Origin of the sequence: Albidovulum litorale, from assembly GCF_025751495.1 — a bacterium.
GTDB classification, from domain to species: Bacteria; Pseudomonadota; Alphaproteobacteria; order Rhodobacterales; family Rhodobacteraceae; genus Albidovulum; species Albidovulum litorale.
Genome location: NZ_JAOWKZ010000003.1, coordinates 312,461 through 330,815, shown reverse-complemented (window position 1 = coordinate 330,815; position 18,355 = coordinate 312,461). Strand labels below are relative to the sequence as shown.

Genomic DNA, 18,355 nt, shown 5'->3' with positions numbered 1-18,355 from the left:
AAGGCTCGCGGAAGGACCGCAAAAGGCATCAGTTGCCGTCACTGACGGGGATGATGCGATGCAATCGGTCAATGATTATTACTCGGCGGTCCAGCTGCGTTCGGACCGTTGGAGCGCGCTGCGCGAGGCGACCGGGGCGCTGAGCCGTGATCCGCAGGGCAAGAAATCGGCTGCCCTGCGCAAGCAGATCGAGGAATTGTTCGCATCGCTTGCCCTGATCGAACGCTATTGGGCGTTTCCTGGAATGCAGGCTTTCGAGCAACTTAGGCGGCAATTCGAGCATGGCAGCCTCGACGACGTGGCCTTTGGCACACACCGGGTGACGCGGGCTCTGACCACCGGTGCCTATCGCCGCCGTCATATTCCTTTGGATCGCGAAAGCGCCGACGCCGAAGACCACGAGGATGAGGCGCTGCTGTCGCCGGAGGCGCGGGCCCTCACCAAGCCCTATTTCGAGGTGATGATCGTCGATGACCTCAACGAACATCAGGAACGCTGGCTGAAGAACAACGTCGCCCGGATGCGGCGCTTCGAAGATCCGTTCATGTACGAAACCGTGGTTGTGCCGAGCCTCGAGGACGCGCTGATCGGTATACTGTTCAACCATAACGTACAGGCGGTCGTCGTGCGGCCGGGCCTGCGGCTGAAATCGGGCGTCGACCTGCCGATCCTGAAGCGTTACCTCAACCGCGCCGGTGGTGCCGAGGGGTTGGAAGGACTCAAACCTGAGAATTACGGGCCCGAACTTTGCCGCCTGATCGCGTCGGTTCGGCCCGAGCTCGACGCCTATCTGGTCACAGACCGTTCGGTCGAGGAAATCGCCGGCCTGGACCTCGGCATCTGCCGCCGGGTCTTCTACAATCAGGAAGATTTTCAGGAACTGCATCTGAACATCCTGCGGGGCGTCCAGTCGCGTTACAATACGCCGTTCTTCACCGCGCTCGTGAACTATTCCAAGCAGCCGACCGGCGTTTTCCACGCCATGCCGATCTCACGCGGTAAATCGATCTCGCGGTCGCACTGGATTCAGGACATGGGGGCCTTCTACGGGCCCAACATCTTCCTTGCGGAAACCTCGGCGACGTCCGGTGGCCTTGACAGCCTTCTTGAACCCCACGGTCCGATCAAGAAGGCACAGGAACTGGCAGCGCGGGCCTTCGGTTCGAAGCAGACCTTTTTTGCCACCAACGGCACCTCGACTTGTAACAAGATAGTGGTGCAAGCCCTTGTCAGACCTGGGGATATTGTGCTCATCGACCGCGATTGCCACAAGTCTCACCACTACGGCATGGTGCTGGCGGGTGCGCAGGTCGTGTACCTCGACAGCTATCCCCTGAACGAATACTCGATGTACGGCGCGGTGCCGCTGAAAGAGATCAAGCACCAGCTTCTGAAGCTGAAGGCGGCGGGCAAACTTGATCAGGTGCGGATGCTTTTGCTGACCAACTGCACCTTTGACGGCGTGGTTTACAATGTCGAACGGGTGATGGAGGAATGCCTCGCCATCAAGCCCGACCTCATCTTCCTTTGGGATGAGGCGTGGTTCGCCTTCGCCCGCTTCGGCCCGACCTATCGCCAGCGGACCGGCATGAATGCCGCCAATTTGCTGCGTGAATGGCTGAAGTCGCCCGAACACGCCAAGGCCTATGAAAAACAGGCCGAGAAGCTGAAGGACGCAGATGAAGAGACGTTACTGAACACGCGCCTCATCCCGCCACCGGATGCCCGCGTCCGGGTCTATACAACGCAGTCGACCCACAAGACGCTGACCTCTCTCAGACAGGGCTCGATGATCCATGTCAACGATCAGGATTTCAAGGGCGAGGTGGAGCAGTCGTTCCACGAAGCCTATATGACCCACACCTCCACCAGCCCGAATTACCAAATCATTGCGTCCCTCGACGTGGGTCGCAGGCAGGTGGAACTGGAAGGGTTCGAGTTCGTCCAGCGTCAGGTCGAGGCCGCCATGTCTATGCGCAAGGCGATCTCCACCCATCCGCTTTTGCAAAAATATTTCAAGGTGTTGACGGCCGGCGACATGATCCCCGACGAATATCGCGAAAGCGGTGTGGCAAGTTACTACGACCCGCATCAGGGCTGGACCGATATCTGGGAATGCTGGGAGAAGGACGAGTTCGTGCTGGACGCCACCCGCGTGACGCTGGCCGTCGGCGGCACCGGCTGGGACGGGGATACGTTCAAGACCCAGATCCTGATGGACAAATACGGCATCCAGATCAACAAGACCTCGCGGAACACCGTTCTGTTCATGACGAATATCGGCACCACGCGGTCCTCGGTCGCCTATCTGATCGAGGTTCTGGTCGAGATCGCCAAGGAACTCGACGACCGGCTTGATGACGCGTCGAACATGGAGCGGCGCGCATTCGAGCATCGCGTCAAGGCGCTGATGGAAGACCTGCCGCCGCTGCCCGATTTCTCGCGCTTCCATGATGCGTTCCGGGCGGGCGGCGAGACGACTGAGGGCGACATCCGAACGGCGTTCTTCCTCAGCTACGACGACAAGAACTGCGACTATCTGGAGCTTGACGGCTCGATCAAGGCGGCGATGGAAAGCGGGCGCGAAGTTGTGTCGGCCTCGTTCATCATCCCATATCCGCCGGGCTTCCCGATCCTCGTGCCGGGGCAGGTGGTTAGTTCGGAGATTCTCGCCTTCATGCGGGCGCTCGATGTCAACGAAATCCACGGATACCGCGCGGATCTGGGCCTGAGGGTCTTTACGGAAGAGGCGCTGGCAAAGCGCATGGGACAAAAACTGCCGGAAGCGGCGGAATAACAGGGAGTATCAAATGGCGACCAGCGAACTGAAGAACATCTCGGAAATCCGCCGGCACTTTCACCGCAACGAAGACCCGATCTATTTCGTATCCGCGACGAACTTCAATCTGCTGGGCATCGACGAATGGTGCAAGAATTTCAAATACATATGTTACATCGATTGCTATGATGGCCGCCATCCGAACGTCTTCTGCCCCTCCGAGCAGCCGCATGCGGAATTCCAGTCGATCGAAGAGATCAACAACTACCTTCTGCAGCACAAGGAGGTGATCGACCTGATCAAGCGGCGTGGTGGCAAGCCGAAATTCGTCTTCCTGATGTTTGACGAGGAAACCGAGCGGTTAGCCAAGGAACTGGGCGGTGAGGTCTGGTTCCCGAAGGCGAAGCTTCGGACCAAGTGCGACAACAAGATCGAGACGGTCCGCATCGGCAACAAGGCGGGCGTGCCATCGGTGCCGAACACTTTGTCGGAGGTGAAAAGCTACGATCACCTGAAGAAGATCTGTGACAAGGCCGGGCTCGGTCATGACCTGGTACTGCAATCGGCCTTCGGTGACAGCGGCCATACCACGTTCTTCATCAAGTCCGAGGCCGATTTCCGCCGTCATGAGCATGAGATTGTCGGTGAGGGCGAAATAAAGATCATGAAGCGGATCGATTGCCGGGGGTCTGCCATCGAGGCCTGCGCCACGAAAGAGGGCACCATCGTCGGCCCGCTGATGACCGAGCTTGTGGGATTCAAGGAACTCACCCCTTATCGTGGCGGCTGGTGCGGCAACGAAATCTTCTCCACCGCCTTCCCGCCGAAGACCCGTCAACGCGCGCGGGAACTCACGTTCCAGTTCGGCGAACAGCTTCGGAAAGAAGGCTATCGCGGCTATTTCGAGCTTGATTTCCTGATCGACAAAAAGACGGGCGAGATTTGGCTGGGCGAGTTGAACCCCCGCATCACCGGGGCGTCGTCGATGACCAACCACGCGGCCTTTGCCCATGCCGATGCGCCCTTGTTCCTCTTCCATCTCCTAGAATTCTCAAAGAAAAAGTTCCATCTAGATGTGGAGGAACTGAACGCCCGATGGGCCGATCAGTCGATGATCGACTCGTGGTCGCAGATGGTGATCAAGCATACCGAGGATTCGGTGGACATCGTCACCCATGCCCCGCAATCGGGCATCTACCGGATGCTGGAGGATGGCCGGGTCGTCTATGACCGCTTCGACTATCACCGCCGCGCGGTTGAATCCGAAAACGAGGCCTTCTTCCTGCGTATCCTGAAGCCCGGTGATTATCGCTATGAAGGGGCCGACCTCGGTATTCTCGTCACCCGCGGACGCTCGATGACCAATGGGTTCAAGCTGAACGAAAGGGCCAAGAAGTGGATCCACGGCATCAAGCAGGGCTTTGCCGCCCGGCCGCTGCCGTCAGCTGAAGCGGGACCGGCCTTTGCCGATCCTGCCTTCAAGATCATGTAGACTTCGGGGGCAAGCCCCGGCACATAGCTGCAATGGACTATCTCTGGCGCGCCGTCGATATCGAGGAGCTTGGCCCGGTTTGGGCCGCGCTTTTCCATGAGTATTGGCCGGATTACCACCGCTGGTGGCTGCGCGAGGGTGAAGGTCCGCGGCCGCCGTATTGGGAAAGCCGCAAGGCGCTTGAGGCGCATATGCCGGAACTGGTCGGGCTCTATGACCAGCTTTGTGAACTTGCGGGTGGGGGCGATCATGCCGCCCGGTTCCTGAGTTTCTGGCGACCTCCGCCATATCTTTCGGGCTGTTCGCAGGCGATCTGGCCGGGGCGCGAACCGGTCATGGTGCGGAACTATGATTACAGCCCTGCGGCGTTCGACCGCCTCATCATGCGCACCAACTGGCGTGGGCGCCGGGTGCTTGGCACGTCGGACGGGCTCTGGGGGCTTGTGGACGGGATGAACGACGCCGGGCTTGCGGTATCGCTGACCTTCGGTGGGCGGCAGGTCGTGGGCGAGGGGTTCGGCGTGCCGCTGATCCTGCGTTACGTGTTGGAAACCTGTACGACGGCGGAAGAGGCGGGCAAGGCGCTGGCCCGCATCCCGACGCATATGAGCTACAATGTCACGGTGCTTGACGCCAAACGCCACTTTCTGACGGCTCTGATGGCACCGGACCGGCCTGCCCAGATCACCCATGCGGCGGTCGCGACGAACCACCAGAAGTCGGTCGAATGGACTGACCATGCCCGCATGACCGCGACGGTGGAAAGGGAACGTTTCCTGCTTCAACGGCTAACCCTGCATGTGGAGCCTGAGGAGAAGTTCATCGGCGCCTTCCTGCGCCCGCCGCTTTATTCGACAGCGTTTTCGCGCGGTTTCGGCACGCTTTACACGGCCGTCTATCGGCCCCGTTTGCGCCATATGGATCTGCGCTGGCCGCGTGGAATCTGGACCTTCTCGCTGGATGATTTCGTGGCCGGGGAAAAGGTGATCCACACGCCGGACAGGGTCATGGTGAAAACCCCGTCCCGGACGTGATCCAAGGTCGCGCGTTTAGCCGATGGCCTCGCGCGCAACTTCCAGCGTTTTTTGCACCAGTTCGGCGGCGGTTTCGGTATCTTCCGCCTCGGCGTAACAGCGCAGTTCCGGCGCGTTGCCCGAGGGACGCAGGTGCAGGATGTTGCCTGACTGGAAGGTCACGCGCAGGCCATCGGTCTTGTCGATCGCGGCTTCTGGGCCGTTGCCGTCGAAAAACACCTGCCGTGCCTCCGGCTCGGTCGACAGCAGCTCGACCAGCGCCAGCGATTTTTCGGTTTCAACCCCGGTCAGACGGTCACTGGCGGTTGCCCGAGCGGGCAGGGCCGCCACTAGATCGGCCAGCCCGACACTGCGCCGCACACATTCGGCGAGCGGCAGGAGGATCGGCAGGAACGCGTCACGCGTGGCCAGGGGCGCGATCAGGCCGCCGCGTCCCTCGGCGGCGAAGCCCAGAAGAAAGCCGCCATTGGCCTCGAACCCGGCGACACGGGCGCTTTTCGGGGCCGACTGCATCGCGGCGATCACATAGGGGGACCCGATTTTCGTGCGGACAACCCGGGTGAACCGGCCCGAAAGCTCGATCATGGTATTGGAGGAAACCGGCGTCACCACGGTATCGGCCCCGATTAGGCTTGCAGTCAGAACGCCCAGAACGTCGCCGGGGATCACACGTCCGGCCGCATCGGCCATCAGCGGGCGATCAGCATCGCCGTCGGTCGAGACGATCGCGGTCAGGCCGTGTTCCGCAGCCCATCCTGCGAGCATGTCCCGCGTTGCGGTATCGACGGCCTCGGTATCGACCGGAATGAACGTCTCGGACCGGCCAAGAGACACCGTTTCGGCCCCGAGAAATCGCAACGTCTCGGACAGCAGATCGCGGGCTACCGAACTGTGTTCATAGACGCCGATCCTGAGCCCCGACAGCGCGCTGCGGCCAAGGTAGCTCAGATAACGGCGGCGATAGCTGGGCACGGCCTCGGGGTCCTCGACCGCCTCGACCGGCGGGCAGTCGGTTTCGCCCGCATAGACCCGCAGGATCGCTGCCTCGTCCGCCTTGGTGATCTCGCCATTGGCGGTGTAGAACTTCAGCCCGTTTCGATCAGCCGGGATATGGCTGCCGGTCACCATTACCGACGGCGCTCCGGCCTCCATCGCCGCAAGCGCCAGCGCCGGTGTCGGCAGGGCCCCGCAATCGACCGGTGTCAGACCCTCTGCCGCCGCCGCCGCCGCGACCGCCGCCGCGATCCGTTCCGACGACGGTCGCAGGTCGCGGCCGATCATCAACTGCCCGGAATGGGGCGTGACCTGCAGAAAGGCGCGCACATAACCTGCGCAAAGTCCGTCGGTCAGGTCGCTGACAAGGCCGCGCAGGCCACTCGTGCCGAATTTGGGGGGCATGGATAGCGATGACTTTCCGTGGTTTACTTTCAGTGGTTTAGCGTGGATCATTGTGACAGATCGGGCCGCGATGTATAGTCCGCACCGTTGAAGATACCATTCTGATGGCCTTTCACCGCGCCCCTGCGAATCCCGGTTGCCCTTGGGCAAAGACATTGTCGGAAATAATGTTGAACGACGTCGATTGTTTCCAGTTGCCTGCCAATCGAGGTATTCCCTGCACGCGAAGTCGCGCCCCGGCGTGGCCCCGGTTATTCTTTTCGGACGCCTGAATGCGGAGTGATGGAATATGAGTGACAAGATCCTGCCGGTGATCCTGTGTGGCGGGACCGGTACGCGCCTCTGGCCGGTGTCGCGTGAGGGAATGGCCAAGCAGCTTCTGCCGATCCTCGGCGACCAGACGCTGTTGCAGATGACGCTGGCGCGTGTGGCCGGAAACGGTTTTGGTGCGCCGATGGTCATCGGCGCCCATGCCGTGCGGTTCACCATCCGCGATCAGGTGGAGGCGGTGGCGCCCGAGGCCCGTGTGGTGATCGAGCCTGAGCGGCGCGACACGCTGGCGGCGGTTCTGCTCGCAGCGGCGATTGCGGCGGTGGACGACCCCGATCAGGTCTTGGCGGTGATGCCCTCCGATCACCTCATTCGCGATGCATCGGCGCTGAGCGAGGCCGTACATACCGCCGCCGGATCAGTGCGCAAATCGGGGATCGCCCTTGTCGGTGTGACGCCGACCGGTCCGTCGACAGGGCTTGGCTACATCAAACCCGGGGCTGCGGCAAAAGATGGTACATCGCCGGTCGAACGTTTCGTTGAAAAACCCGACGAGGCGCGGGCGGAAAAGTTGATCGCGGAAGGCTGCCTGTGGAATGCGGGCATGTTCTGCTTCCGCGCGGGCTGGCTGATCGAGGCGGTGCGCGCCGTCGAACCCGACACGGTCGAGCATGTGACGCAGGCCGTCGCCGGTATGATCGAGGATCTCGGCATGTGGGTGCCAGGCAAGAGCTTTGGCAAGGCCCGTGCGATCTCGTTCGATCACGGTTTCATGGAAAAGACGCGCGAGGCCCGCGTGGCACCGGGCCGGTTCCGCTGGTCCGATGTCGGCGACTGGGATGCGGTCTGGACGGAATCCGACAAGGATGCCGTGGGCAACGCGATCCGCGGTGACGGGTTCGCGTTCGAGGCGAAGGACAACCTGATCCATTCCGAGGGGCGGCTCGTCTGCGCTGTTGGTGTCGAAGGGCTCGCCATAATCGAAACGCCGGATGCGATCATGGTCGCGCCGCGTGAAAAGGCACAGGACGTGAAGGGCCTTGTTGGCGCGCTGAAGGGGGCGGACCGGGCCGAGGCGGTCGAACATATCCGCAACCACCGGCCCTGGGGCTGGTACCAGACAATGGACCTTGGCGAACGCTTCCGGGTCAAGCGCATCGTCGTGAAGCCCGGCGCGAAGCTTTCCTTGCAGAAACACCACCACCGCGCCGAACACTGGGTCGTCGTGCGGGGTACGGCCGAGGTCACGGTCGATGCCAAAGTGTCGATCCTGCATGAGAATGAAAGCGTCTATATCCCGATCGGCTCGGTCCATCGGCTGGCCAATCCCGGCAAGATTCCGGTCGAGATCATCGAGGTTCAGACCGGCAGTTACCTTGAGGAAGACGATATCGAACGGATCGAGGACGAATTCGGGCGCACCTGACCGGGAGGACAGCGCCGGTCTTTCATTGCGATTGGGGTCCGGTTGCGGCAGAGTCGCGAGGGGCCGGTATGGTCAGCCGGGTGAGCGTGCGGGCTGGCCATGCCCTCATGACAGTATCAGCAGGAGATCGCTTTGTGACGGCGATGGATCAGTTTCCCAGAATATCTGTTTTAATACCTTGTTATAATGAGGAGAAAACCGTCGCGAAGGTCGTGGCGGACTTCCGTGATGCCTTGCCGTCTGCAACCGTCTTCGTCTTCGACAACAACTCCACAGACGCAACCGTCGAATGCGCCAAGACGGCCGGTGCCATCGTTCGCAGTGAAAGACGACAGGGCAAGGGCAATGTCGTGCGTCGTATGTTCAGCGACATTGACGCCGATATCTACATCATTGTCGACGGCGACGCGACGTATGACGCCAGCGCCGCGACCGAAATCGTGCGCCGGATGCTGGACGAAGGGCTCGACTTTCTTAACTGCGTGCGCGTGACTGACCTGGAGGCCGCCTACAGGCCCGGCCACAAATTCGGCAATCTGATGTTCACCGGCATGGTCCGGTCGATCTTCGGCACAGAGATCAACGACATGCTGTCGGGCTATAAAGGTCTGTCGAAGCGGTTCGTGAAATCCTTCCCGGCCCTGTCGCAGGGGTTCGAGACCGAGACCGAACTGGCGGTACACGCGCTGGAACTGCGGATGCCCATCGGTGAGCTCAGGACCAGCTATTTCGACCGGCCCGACGGGTCGGAAAGCAAGCTTTCGACCTTCCGCGATGGCTGGCGGATTTTGCGGACCGTTGCCCGGCTTATCCGCGACGAACGGCCGCTAGCTTTCTTTTCGGTAATGTCCGCCGTCGCGGCGACCGCATCGCTCGCCTTTGGCCTGCCAGTCGTCTACGCGTTCATGAAAACCGGTCTGGTGCTGAAATTCCCAACGGCGATTCTGGCCGCGTCGCTGATGATGATCGCAATGCTGAGTCTGGTCGCGGGTTTGATTCTTGATACGACGACGCGCGGCCGGCGCGAGATGAAGCGGCTGCACTATCTGTCGTTCCCCTCGATCCACGCCGAACTCATGCGCAGGGCGGGGGAAGCACCCCGACCCGTAATCGCCGCCGAACGCAAGGGCGCGGTGCGGTGACCTTGCGCCGAAAATCGCGGTTCGTGGGGGTCGGCAGCATCGGTTTTCTCGTCGATGCGGGCGTGCTCACGATCCTTGCCAACGGTTTCGGCGTCGACCCACTGCTTAGCCGCGTGCCGTCATTCGGGCTTGCCGTTGCGGCCACGTATTTCCTGAACCGGGTCTGGACCTTCGGTGACCGCAGGGGTGGAGGCGGCCAAACCCGGATTTTCTCAAAATATTTCGGCTCGCAGATCGCAGGCGTTTCGGTCAATCTCGTGGTCTACACAACTTTCATCGCACTTTATGGTTGGGCCAGGGAATATCCGGCGCTTCCGCAGGCCATTGCTTCAGTGGTGGCGATGTTCCTCACCTATTTCCTGTCCGCCAGATTCGTCTTTGTCGCCGGAGACGGGAATGCTGCGAAACGTTGACGGAAGGACGTTCGACCGGGCGCTGACACGTGCGGTTGCGGGCCCAATCGGCTTCTTCGCGGTCTGGACCGTGATCTGCAATATTGGCGTGCAGGCCGGGATGTCCGCGGCATTTCTGACCCCTGCCTTGGCCGTTGCCCTGTTCGGTGGTGTTGTTATCGCCTTCTTGGTGCCAGAAGGTGTTGACGAGGTGGTTATTGGGGCCAAGAGCAACACATCTGCGTCCGTTTTTCGCCGCTACATCCCAGCGGCGGCGATGCTTGTCGCCGTTGCGGCGCTTTACGGCGGCCAGAGCTATCCAGCCTTCTGGCTCATCTCCATGCTGACGCTCATCTTTGGGGTGCTGAGCCGCGATTCCGCGCCCTCTTCCGGACGCCGGACCGATGATGCTACTCCGGTCGCTTATCGCGATATTCTCGGCCTGCTTATTCTGATCGTCGGCGCGATGGCGGTCACGCTTCTGATCCAACGCCCGGATCAGGATGACGCGAATTTCCTCAATCTTGCGGTCGGTATTCTCGAAGATCCGCGCCCGATCCTGCAATGGGACACGATGATCGGGGACCCGGCCCAACCCATTCATCTGCCCACATACCGGGTGGAGGCGCTGCCCGCACTCTTTGCCGCAATGGCCGGACTGACCGGCTGGCAGGTCATCACCGTTGCGCATCTGGTCTGGCCACCTCTGATGGCAGCACTTAGTGTGCTTGTCTTCGCCGCCTTGGCCCGCCGACTGTTGCCGGGACACTGGCTAATTGCCGTCGCGCTCACCCTGACCTTTCTGCTTCTGAATTCCGGCGCCAATGCCAGTTACGGCAACTTCAGCTTTGTCCGCTTCCAGCAGGGAAAGGGGGCTGCCTTCACGATCCTCGTGCCGCTGATCTATCTCTTCGCGCTCCGCTTCTGGTCATCGGGCGGCCGGCGTGACTGGATACTGCTGGCCGCGACACAGACGGCAGTGGTCGGCATGACGGCCAACGGCATCTACCTTGCGCCCATTGCCGGTTTTCTCGCCTTCTCCGCCTTGCTGATCACTGGACCGGTGCAACCGGTCCGCTACGTTCTCGGCGGTCTAACAAGCCTCTGGCCGGTTTTGATGGGGGGTGTCGTCCTGTTGACAACCGGGGCCTTCGCCTCGGAATACACCGATGTGATCCCGCCGTTACGCGAGACGTTGCGGATCTTCGGTGCCAATGTGCCTGGCCTCGTCACGCTCTGGATTGGCCTCGCGGTCTGGTCTTTCTTACCGGCCGGGTTCCTGCGGCGCTTTTCAGCGGGGGTGCTTCTGGTTTTTCTCGCGTTACCGTTCAACCCAATTCTGTTTGATTCCTTCGCCGATCACGTCACCGGCAATCTCAACTACCGGCTGTTCTACGCGATCCCGATCCCGGCGCTGACCGGCATCGGTCTTGCAGCATTGGTACGCGGGCTGTCACCGAAACTACGCGCGGTGATCCCCGGACTAGCGCTTCTGGCCGCGCTCCTGTCGCCACTGTCTATCCTTGCTCCGCGCAATGGCGGCCATCTTGATCCCCTCGGACTGAAGGTGGTTCAAGGCGACTACCGGATCGCACAGGAGGTCGCAGGCGCGACGACGGCCGCAGATACCGTGCTGGCGCCTGAACCGGTTGCGGTCTGGCTGTCCACGTTACAGCCGCTGCGCCGACAGATCGCCGTACGCGACCTATACCTCGTGCATTACCGGCACACGATGACGCCTGAGGCGCTAGGCCTGCGTCATGCGCTCTTTGACCTCGTGAACGGCAAGACGGACGCTCCGGACACAAAAGACACCTTGCGCAGGGGCGTCCGGGAGTTCGGCCTGTCAGCGATCCTCTTCGCCGCCGACAATCCCCGCACGGCGGCCATCGCCCGAACCGCCCGCGCGCTCGGTTTTACCCTGGTCGAGACGGGCATCAATCCGGCCTATTTCCTGTTCGTGCGAAAGCCGGCCTAGTACCCTTGCAGCCACCCTGCCTTGTCGCCATGATGCGCGGCGGTCAGACAGGGGAAGATCATGAAAGCACGCGTGAAATGGGTCGAGGACCGTACCTTTACCGGGACGGTTGAGGCGGGCCATCAGATCGTTCTCGGCAACGCCTATGGCGAGAGTGGCAAACCGGGGCCGAGCCCGATGGAGCTTGTGCTGATCGGCACCGGCGGCTGCGCCGCCTACGACGTGATTCATATCCTTGAGAAGGGCCGCGAGCCGGTTGAGGATTGCACCTGTGACCTGACCGCCGAACGTGCGACGACGGAGCCGAAGGTTTTCGTGAAGATCCATATGCAGTTCACGGTAAAGGGCAGGGGCCTCAACCCCGCCAAGGTCGAACGCGCAGTGCAGCTTTCGGCCGAGAAATACTGCTCCGCCTCGGCGATGATGGCCAAGACGGCCGAGGTGACGCATGGGGTCGAGGTGGTGGATACGGCCGCCTGATCGCTGTTAATTGCGGTGCTACTGGGCGCAGGACCAGTCGTCGACGGTGAAATAATCCGCTGGATAGAGTCGCGCCTCGGTGATCTCAGCGACGAATTCCGTATCGTAGCGGTTGATGTATTCCCAGACGATCCGGCCCGCGCGATCGGTTTGCAGGGCGCGTCCGGCCTCGAACTCGGTTATGAGGTAGCCGCCGTCGGTCACAGGGTCGATTTTGCTCCGAACCACGCTTAGCATTCCCTCGCCGTCCCCGGCGGCGAAAGGAATCGTGGTGTTTCCCGTGGCCGGGTTCACAGCCATCACGTCGGAAACACGCGGGTCGTTCGGAGAGGTTCGGTTGTACGCACCGACGCGAGTCGCATAGGTGTTGTTGTTGAACACCGCGATCGTTCCATCGGCGATGAATTCTGGGTCGTGCTGGCGGACCCATGGCCCCGTCCGGTGCCATTTGACCTTCCATGTATCCGGGTCGATCACCGCTACAAGATTGTATTCCCGGATCGAGATCGCCAGATCTCCTGCCTCGAACATGGGGAAGGCAGGGGCAAGCGCGGCGGGCAGTTCCGCGATCTTGTTGACATGGACAATTTCGTCCGACCACTCACGGCCGGGCAGATAGCGAATTCCGGTCGCGCTCAATACCGGAGCAAGACCACTGTCGTAGAGAATGCGAGGCACTGAGACCGTTTTGTCGATCTGCCCGTCCTCGGTAACGTGAAGGATCTCATCTTCTTTGTACCGATGTTCTCCACTCATGTCTGTGAGCGGTGGAAATGATGCCTCCGGCCCCTTGCCGTTCGTAAAGCGGCGACCCGGCACCCAGTACCCGCCAAGCTCCGACCGCTCGACTGAGTGATGCGTCGGCTGTTCTAGTATCCAGTCGAGCCTGCCGCAGCGGTCGAGTTTGACGAGTGCGGCATATTCGAAGTTTGTGACCAGAGAACCGTCCGGATTGAGCAACGTGCCATGCAGGTCAACGTTCCAGTCCGTTGCGGGGGCGTCTTCACCCAGATAACTCGGGTCGGGGACATAATCTGAAAATGTCAGACGCCAAGCGGCAACCACTGTTCCATCTCTGCGAAGAAGACGCACCCCGTTGTCACCGTCAAAGAACCCGGCGATCATTACCAGGTCCTGATCGGTTACGTCGTTCTTAACGACACCGCTGCCTTCGAACCGCGCAGGTTGCAGAAACTCTTCGGGCCGGTTGGATACGTTCTGCCGGAGTTGGCTAACTGCCTCTTTGGCAATTTGTTCGAACCGCTTCGCAGCGTTGAACAAACCGGTTTCCTTGGCACCGGAATAGAGACCATACGCGAAAGAGCCGCCGCCAAAAAGAGCCAGCGCCGCGATGATGGATATCCATTTCGCGAGTTTGGGTTCGCCTTTCCCGCTCAACACGTGTTCCTTCCTGCCCTACGCGACCGATATTGCATAATTGATCATGTGTTTCGAGAGGCTTTCAAAAAGCTACGAGCCGAAAAGGACAAGCCGAAACACAAGTCGCCGCGGGCTGGCAGGGTGGTCGTCACAAGTGGTGACGACTCAACCTGCCTTTGCCTGGCGCTTGCGCTCATGCGGGTCGAGGAAGCGTTTGCGGAGGCGCACGATCTTCGGCGTAACCTCCACCAGTTCATCGTCCTGCACATAGGCGATGGCCTCTTCCAAGCTCATGCGAACGGGCGGGGTCAGACGAACCGCTTCATCCGTGCCTGAGGCGCGGACGTTGGTCAGCTTCTTGCCCTTAAGCGGGTTCACTTCCAGATCGTTGTCGCGGGAATGTTCACCGATAATCATGCCCTCATAGACCTGTTCCTGCGCGCCGATGAAAAGCTTGCCCCGGTCTTCGAGGTTCCAGAGTGCATAGGCGACCGAAACGCCGTTCTCCATCGAGATCAGGACGCCGACATGGCGCCCCTCGATCGGACCCTTATGCGGGGTCCAACCGTGGAAGATGCGGTTCAGAACGCCGGTGCCGCGCGTATCGGTCAGGAACTGGCCGTGATAGCCGATGAGCCCGCGCGAGGGCACATGGGCGACGATGCGGGTTTTGCCTGCACCTGCCGGTTTCATCTCCACCAGATCGCCCTTGCGCTGACCGGTCAGCTTTTCGATCACCACGCCGGAATACTCGTCATCGACATCGACGATGACCTCTTCGACGGGTTCCATCCGCTGGCCGTTTTCCTCGCGGAAGATCACGCGGGGGCGGGAAATTGAAAGCTCGAACCCCTCGCGACGCATATTCTCGATCAGCACGCCCATCTGGAGTTCGCCACGCCCCGAGACCACGAAGGCCTCGCCGCCCGGCGTGTCCTCGATCTTGATCGCGACGTTACTCTCCGCCTCTTTCATCAGGCGTTCGCGGATGACACGGGATTGGACCTTGTTGCCGTCCTTGCCTGCCAAGGGGCTGTCGTTGATGCCGAAGGTGACCGAGATCGTCGGCGGGTCGATGGGTTGGGCGGGGAGTGGAACGTCGATGGAAAGATCGCAAAGCGTGTCGGCAACCGTCGCCTTGGTCATACCCGCAAGCGTGACGATATCGCCCGCGACGGCCTCGTCGATGGGCTGCTGGCCAAGGCCGCGGAAGGCGAGGATCTTGGTTACGCGGAATTGTTCGATCCGCTCGCCCTTGCGGCTGAGCGCCTTGATCGTCTCGCCCACTTTCAGCGTGCCGCTTTCGACCCGGCCCGTCAGGATGCGGCCGATGAAAGGGTCGGCGGAAAGGGTAGTGGCCAGCATGCGGAAGGGCTTGTCGGCATCGGCGATTTGGCGCGGCGCGGGAACATGTTTGACGATCAGGTCGAAAAGCGCGTCGAGATTTTCGCGCGGCCCGTCAAGCTCCGCATCCGCCCAGCCAGACCGGCCCGAGGCGTAGAGATGCGGGAAGTCGAGCTGATCGTCATCGGCGCCGAGGTTGGCGAAAAGGTCGAAAACTTCGTTCAGCGCGCGGTCCGGCTCGGCATCCGGCTTGTCGACTTTGTTCAGCACGACGATGGGGCGCAGACCCAGCGCCAGCGCCTTGGAGGTCACGAATTTCGTCTGCGGCATCGGCCCTTCGGCGGCATCGACCAAGAGGACGACGCCGTCGACCATATTGAGGATACGCTCCACCTCGCCGCCGAAATCGGCGTGGCCGGGCGTATCGACGATGTTGATCCGGGTCGATCCGTGTTCCACGCTCGTGCATTTCGCAAGGATGGTGATGCCGCGCTCACGCTCGATATCGTTCGAATCCATCGCCCGTTCGGTCGTGGCCTGGTTTTCCCGGAACGTTCCGGATTGCTTGAGAAGCTCGTCGACTAGCGTCGTCTTGCCGTGGTCAACGTGCGCGATGATCGCGATATTGCGAAGGTCCATGGGTCCGCCATTTTCTGAAGTTGCGCCCCGATAGAGGAAATCGCGCCCAATGGCTAGGGGCCGGGCAAAAGAAAGGGGGCCTTCTGCCCCCTCCTGCCCATTCAGGCAATTCACCTCCGACGGTATTTACCGACAGAAAGTGTGCTATTGTCACTTTCTGTCCCAAAATACTCCGGGGGGTGCGGGGGGCTGGCCCCCCGCTCACGGTTTCCTCAGTCGATGATGGCGTTCAGCGTGCCACTTGGCCGCATCACAGCGGCAAGCTTGGCCGGGTCGGCGTGGTAGTAGCCGCCGATATCGGCCGGTTTGCCCTGTACGGCGGCGAATTCAGCGACGATCTTCGCCTCATCCTCGGCCAGCGCTTTCGCCACCGGGGCGAATTCAGCGGCTAACCCGGCATCGTCCGATTGCGCGGCCAAAGCTTCGGCCCAATAGCGGGCGAACCAGTAATGGCTGTCGCGGTTGTCGGGCTGGCCGACCTTGCGGCCCGGCGAACGGTCGTGGTCCAGGATGCCCTGTGTTGCGGCATCGACCGCATCACCCAGCACCTTGGCCTTGGCGTTGCCCTTGCTCTCTGCCAGGAAGCGGAAGCTTTCGCCGAGCGCGCAGAACTCGCCTAGCGAGTCCCAGCGCAGGTGGTTTTCCTCCTGCAACTGCTGGACATGCTTCGGCGCCGAGCCGCCCGCGCCCGTCTCAAAGAGCCCGCCGCCCTGCATCAGCTTGACGATCGAGAGCATCTTTGCGCTGGTCGCGAGTTCGAGGATCGGGAAGAGGTCGGTCAGATAGTCGCGCAGCACATTGCCCGTGACGGCGATGGTGTTTTCGCCCTTGGTGATCGTCTCAAGGCTGGCGATCGTCGCCTCGCGCGGGGCCATGATCTCGAACTTGTTGGCCACGCCCTTTGCCTCGAGGATGGGCTTCACCATCCTGATGAGCTCGGCATCATGGGCGCGGGTCGCATCCAGCCAGAAGATCGCGCGGTACCCGGTCAAGCGCTGGCGGTCGATGGCGAGGTTCACCCAGTCCTCGATCGGTGCCTTGCGGGCCGAGGCGGACCGCCAGATGTCGCCCTTTTCGACCGCGTGCGAATGCAGGACGGTGCCGTCCTCCAGCACCATCTTCACGGTGCCGTCCGCCGGGATCTCGAACGTTGTCGGGTGGGAGCCGTATTCCTCGGCCTTCTGCGCCATAAGGCCGATATTCTGCACCGTGCCGGCAGTGGCCGGGTTCAGCTTGCCGTTCGCCTTGAAGAATTCGATCGCCGCGTCATAGACCGGCGCATAGGAATTGTCGGGGATGACGCAGACGCAGTCGGCCTCATTCCCGTCCGGTCCCCAGCCCTTGCCGCCAGCGCGTATGAGCGCGGGCATCGAGGCGTCGATGATCACGTCCGAGGGCACATGCAGGTTGGTGATGCCCTTGTCCGAGTTCACCATGTACATCAGCGGGCGTTCGGCGTTCACGGCGTCGATGGCTGCCATGATCTCAGTGTCATCCTTCACCCGATCCAGAAGATCGCCGAGGCCGGAATTCGGGTTGACGCCAAGCGCCTCCATCTGGTCGCCGAATTTCTCGAAGACCGGGGCGAGCCAGGCCTTGACCGCATGACCGAAGATGATCGGGTCCGAGACCTTCATCATCGTCGCCTTCATGTGGAGCGAGAACAGTACGCCCTCGGCCTTGGTCTTTTCGATTTCCTTCGTCAGGAACGCATCAAGCGCCTTGGCCGACATGAAGGTCGCGTCAACGACCGTTCCGGCAGGGTATTTGATGCCGTCCTTCAGGACGGTCTCGCCGCTTGCCGTCTCAAGCACGATCTTCGCAGTCGTGGCGTTTGTGAGTGTCGCGGAGGTTTCGTTGGACCGGAAATCATCGCCCGCCATCGCTGCAACGCGGGTCTTGCTGGCCGAAGACCAGTCGCCCATCCGGTGCGGGTTGGCCTGCGCATAGTTCTTCACCGCCGTCGCTGCACGGCGATCCGAATTGCCCTCGCGCAGGACCGGGTTCACCGCCGACCCCTTGATCGCGTCATATTTCGCGCGGGCGGCCTTTTCTGCGTCCGTTGCGGGGTCTTCGGGATAGTCGGGCAGCGCGTAGCCCTGTGCCTGCAATTCCTTGATTGCGGCGACGAGCTGAGGGACCGAGGCCGAGATGTTCGGCAACTTGATCACATTGGCGTCGGGCGTCTTCACTAGTTCGCCAAGCTCGGCCAGATCGTCGGGGATGCGCTGGTCTGCGGTCAGGGCATCGGGGAAGGCCGACAGGATGCGGCCCGCAAGCGAAATATCCTTGGTTCCTATCGTGATCCCGGCGGCCGACGCGAATTTGCGGATGATCGGCAGAAGCGAGGCACTGGCCAGTTCCGGCGCTTCGTCGACCTTGGTGTAGATGATGTCGGGATTGGCGGTGTTACCCATGGGCTTGCCCTCTCGCTTGCCTGACTCGTTGGCGTCCACATAGCTGAAAACACAGGCAGGGGGAAGATGGTATGCGATGGTATACAAAAAAATCATGCGAAACTTTTTTGCGAGTCCATGTGTTGTATATGCTGGTGAGAGGCGGTCAGCAGAAATCTGTGTTCAGTTTTGCTCGATTTTCACT

12 protein-coding genes are annotated in these 18,355 nt (G+C 61.2%); 8 read left to right on the top strand and 4 right to left on the bottom strand.

What is annotated here, in order from left to right; genetic code table 11:
* Positions 1-58: 58 nt before the first annotated feature.
* Genes OEZ71_RS12450 through OEZ71_RS12440 form a run of 3 tightly spaced genes read left to right on the top strand, consistent with a single transcriptional unit; the run spans position 59 to position 5,305 of the window.
* A complete protein-coding gene (locus OEZ71_RS12450; RefSeq protein ID WP_263740313.1) occupies positions 59-2,797 on the top strand; it encodes an aminotransferase class I/II-fold pyridoxal phosphate-dependent enzyme in 2,739 nt (912 codons plus the stop codon).
* Between the two features lie 13 nt (positions 2,798-2,810).
* Positions 2,811-4,271: a biotin carboxylase gene (locus OEZ71_RS12445; RefSeq protein ID WP_263740312.1), complete on the top strand. Its 1,461-nt coding sequence runs from the start codon at positions 2,811-2,813 to the stop codon at positions 4,269-4,271.
* A 32-nt stretch (positions 4,272-4,303) separates the two neighbouring features.
* On the top strand, positions 4,304-5,305 hold the full coding sequence (locus tag OEZ71_RS12440; protein WP_263740311.1) for a C45 family autoproteolytic acyltransferase/hydolase: 1,002 nt from the start codon (positions 4,304-4,306) through the stop codon (positions 5,303-5,305).
* A 15-nt stretch (positions 5,306-5,320) separates the two neighbouring features.
* Here OEZ71_RS12440 and OEZ71_RS12435 read toward each other — a convergent pair whose 3' ends face one another.
* Entirely contained in the window at positions 5,321-6,703 is a 1,383-nt protein-coding gene (locus OEZ71_RS12435; RefSeq protein ID WP_263740310.1) for a phosphomannomutase, read from the bottom strand.
* A gap of 289 nt (positions 6,704-6,992) precedes the next feature.
* On the opposite strand from OEZ71_RS12435, the gene OEZ71_RS12430 reads away from it, so the two are divergent.
* The 5 genes from OEZ71_RS12430 (at position 6,993) to OEZ71_RS12410 (ending at position 12,391) form a co-directional block, all read left to right on the top strand.
* Complete coding sequence (locus OEZ71_RS12430) at positions 6,993-8,399, top strand: mannose-1-phosphate guanylyltransferase/mannose-6-phosphate isomerase (RefSeq protein WP_263740309.1); 1,407 nt, start codon at positions 6,993-6,995, stop codon at positions 8,397-8,399.
* A gap of 68 nt (positions 8,400-8,467) precedes the next feature.
* A complete protein-coding gene (locus OEZ71_RS12425) occupies positions 8,468-9,541 on the top strand; it encodes a glycosyltransferase family 2 protein (RefSeq protein ID WP_318527840.1) in 1,074 nt (357 codons plus the stop codon).
* Between the two features lie 23 nt (positions 9,542-9,564).
* Positions 9,565-9,954: a GtrA family protein gene (locus OEZ71_RS12420; protein ID WP_263740308.1), complete on the top strand. Its 390-nt coding sequence runs from the start codon at positions 9,565-9,567 to the stop codon at positions 9,952-9,954.
* On the top strand, positions 9,938-11,911 hold the full coding sequence (locus OEZ71_RS12415) for a DUF6077 domain-containing protein (RefSeq protein WP_263740307.1): 1,974 nt from the start codon (positions 9,938-9,940) through the stop codon (positions 11,909-11,911). Before OEZ71_RS12420 ends, OEZ71_RS12415 begins: the two co-directional genes overlap by 17 nt.
* 60 nt (positions 11,912-11,971) lie before the next feature.
* Positions 11,972-12,391 carry an OsmC family protein gene (locus tag OEZ71_RS12410; protein WP_263740306.1) on the top strand — a complete coding sequence of 140 codons (420 nt, stop codon included), beginning with the start codon at positions 11,972-11,974 and terminating at the stop codon, positions 12,389-12,391.
* An 18-nt stretch (positions 12,392-12,409) separates the two neighbouring features.
* Here the strand turns inward: OEZ71_RS12410 and OEZ71_RS12405 are convergent, their stop codons facing one another.
* The 3 genes from OEZ71_RS12405 to OEZ71_RS12395 all read right to left on the bottom strand — a co-directional run bounded on the left by OEZ71_RS12405 (position 12,410) and on the right by OEZ71_RS12395 (position 18,171).
* Positions 12,410-13,789, bottom strand: a complete 1,380-nt coding sequence (locus OEZ71_RS12405; RefSeq protein WP_263740305.1) for an arylsulfotransferase family protein — start codon at positions 13,787-13,789, stop codon at positions 12,410-12,412.
* A 147-nt stretch (positions 13,790-13,936) separates the two neighbouring features.
* On the bottom strand, positions 13,937-15,754 hold the full coding sequence (gene typA, locus OEZ71_RS12400) for a translational GTPase TypA (RefSeq protein ID WP_263740303.1): 1,818 nt from the start codon (positions 15,752-15,754) through the stop codon (positions 13,937-13,939).
* Between the two features lie 212 nt (positions 15,755-15,966).
* On the bottom strand, positions 15,967-18,171 hold the full coding sequence (locus OEZ71_RS12395) for an NADP-dependent isocitrate dehydrogenase (protein ID WP_263740302.1): 2,205 nt from the start codon (positions 18,169-18,171) through the stop codon (positions 15,967-15,969).
* Positions 18,172-18,355 lie beyond the last annotated feature (184 nt).

Coding starts and splice junctions, on each gene's coding strand:
- OEZ71_RS12450 (WP_263740313.1), top strand. CDS start 59: ATGCAATCGGTCAATGATTATTACTCGGCGGTCCAGCTGCGTTCGGAC.
- OEZ71_RS12445 (WP_263740312.1), top strand. CDS start 2,811: ATGGCGACCAGCGAACTGAAGAACATCTCGGAAATCCGCCGGCACTTT.
- OEZ71_RS12440 (WP_263740311.1), top strand. CDS start 4,304: ATGGACTATCTCTGGCGCGCCGTCGATATCGAGGAGCTTGGCCCGGTT.
- OEZ71_RS12435 (WP_263740310.1), bottom strand. CDS start 6,703: ATGCCCCCCAAATTCGGCACGAGTGGCCTGCGCGGCCTTGTCAGCGAC.
- OEZ71_RS12430 (WP_263740309.1), top strand. CDS start 6,993: ATGAGTGACAAGATCCTGCCGGTGATCCTGTGTGGCGGGACCGGTACG.
- OEZ71_RS12425 (WP_318527840.1), top strand. CDS start 8,468: ATGGTCAGCCGGGTGAGCGTGCGGGCTGGCCATGCCCTCATGACAGTA.
- OEZ71_RS12415 (WP_263740307.1), top strand. CDS start 9,938: ATGCTGCGAAACGTTGACGGAAGGACGTTCGACCGGGCGCTGACACGT.
- OEZ71_RS12410 (WP_263740306.1), top strand. CDS start 11,972: ATGAAAGCACGCGTGAAATGGGTCGAGGACCGTACCTTTACCGGGACG.
- typA (WP_263740303.1), bottom strand. CDS start 15,754: ATGGACCTTCGCAATATCGCGATCATCGCGCACGTTGACCACGGCAAG.
- OEZ71_RS12395 (WP_263740302.1), bottom strand. CDS start 18,171: ATGGGTAACACCGCCAATCCCGACATCATCTACACCAAGGTCGACGAA.